This window comes from Saccharibacillus deserti (genome assembly GCF_013618475.1).
Lineage (GTDB): Bacteria > Bacillota > Bacilli > Paenibacillales > Paenibacillaceae > Saccharibacillus > Saccharibacillus deserti.
The window spans coordinates 1-1525 of record NZ_JABJVN010000017.1 but is presented as its reverse complement, the minus strand read 5'-3'; the positions used below and the strand labels follow the sequence as shown (position 1 = coordinate 1525).

Genomic DNA, 1525 nt, shown 5'->3' with positions numbered 1-1525 from the left:
CGTGCGAACCTCGGTGCGGTTCAGAATCGTCTGGAGTACACGTCGAACAACCTGGGCACAACCGTAGAAAACCTGACAGCCTCCGAGTCGCGGATCCGCGATACGGACATGGCGAAGGAAATGGTGGCTCTGTCGAAGAACAACATTCTCCTGCAGGCCTCGCAGTCGATGCTGGCGCAGGCCAACCAGTCGCCGCAGGGCGTTCTGTCGCTGCTCCGTTAAGTTTGGCATACTGCAAGGCATGGAAAGGCTTTTCTTCGGAAAAGTCTTTCTTTTTGATTTGGATGCCGTTTGAAAACAGCAATTTTATATTTTTAGGAAATCTTCTATTTACTCTTCATATCTAAAACGGTGAAGTCGATAAATAAAGTAAGGGACGGGAAGCCGTATAAAGTCTAGCAGGACATTTTCCCGATCTAAACCAACCACACGGATGTGGGAATAACCAATTCAGGGAGGAAACAAATCATGATTATCAACCACAATATTCAAGCTGTCAACACGCACCGCAACATGGGACTGAACAGTGCCGCAGCGAGCAAGAACATGGAAAAACTGTCTTCGGGTCTTCGCATCAACCGTGCAGCCGATGACGCGGCCGGCCTGTCGATCTCGGAGAAAATGCGCGGCCAGATCCGCGGTCTGGAACAAGCCCAACGTAACGTGCAGGACGGCATTTCGTTCGCGCAAACGGCGGAAGGCGCGATGAACGAAGTCAGCTCGATGCTCGGCCGCATGAAAGAACTGAACGTACAGAAAGAAAACGGTACGTACGGTGCAGGCGACAAGTCGAACATCAACTCCGAGTTGAACGCTTTGGGTTCGCAGATTGACAGCATTATGTCGAAAACCAAATTCAACGGTATCCAAATCACTTCGAACGTTAGTGTTCAAGCCGATGATGCCAGCTTCAAGATTACGATCAGCGGTGTAGCCACTGCCGGTTTTACCGGTCTTGACAAAGATACTTCGTTGTCCAACGTCAGCGTAGCGATTGAAAAAGTGGCTACTCAGCGTGCAAACCTGGGTGCGGTCCAAAACCGTTTGGAATACACGTCGAACAACCTGGGCACAACGGTAGAGAACCTGACCGCTTCCGAGTCGCGGATCCGCGATACGGATATGGCGAAGGAAATGGTGGCTCTGTCGAAGAACAACATTCTCCTGCAGGCCTCGCAATCGATGCTGGCGCAGGCCAACCAGTCGCCGCAGGGCGTTCTGTCGCTTCTCCGTTAAGAGTTGACAAAGTAGTTCAAGAAAGCCTCCTTTTCAGGAGGCTTTTCTTTTTTTAAAAATTAAATTTTAAATAATTGAGTAGGCCTATACATACTCAGCGATAAAAAGTCGATAAATGGTGTAAGATGCGGTAACAAAGCTCTACGGAGATCCAAATTGCCGCTCTATTCAACCACACGGATGTGGGAATAACCAATTCAGGGAGGAAATACATCATGATTATCAACCACAATATTCAAGCCGTCAACACGCACCGCAACATGGGACTGAACAGCGCGGCAGCGAGCAA

Annotated in this window: 2 protein-coding genes; both read left to right on the top strand. The window is 49.4% G+C overall.

Annotated features, from left to right (window positions below; translation table 11 throughout):
* Positions 1 to 222, top strand: a 222-nt coding sequence (locus tag HOP44_RS22575; RefSeq protein ID WP_253915565.1) for a flagellin, incomplete at its 5' end; no start/stop codon positions are given.
* Positions 223 to 468: 246 nt separating this feature from the next.
* A complete protein-coding gene (locus HOP44_RS22570) occupies positions 469 to 1236 on the top strand; it encodes a flagellin N-terminal helical domain-containing protein (protein ID WP_172257635.1) in 768 nt (255 codons plus the stop codon).
* Positions 1237 to 1525: the final 289 nt, after the last annotated feature.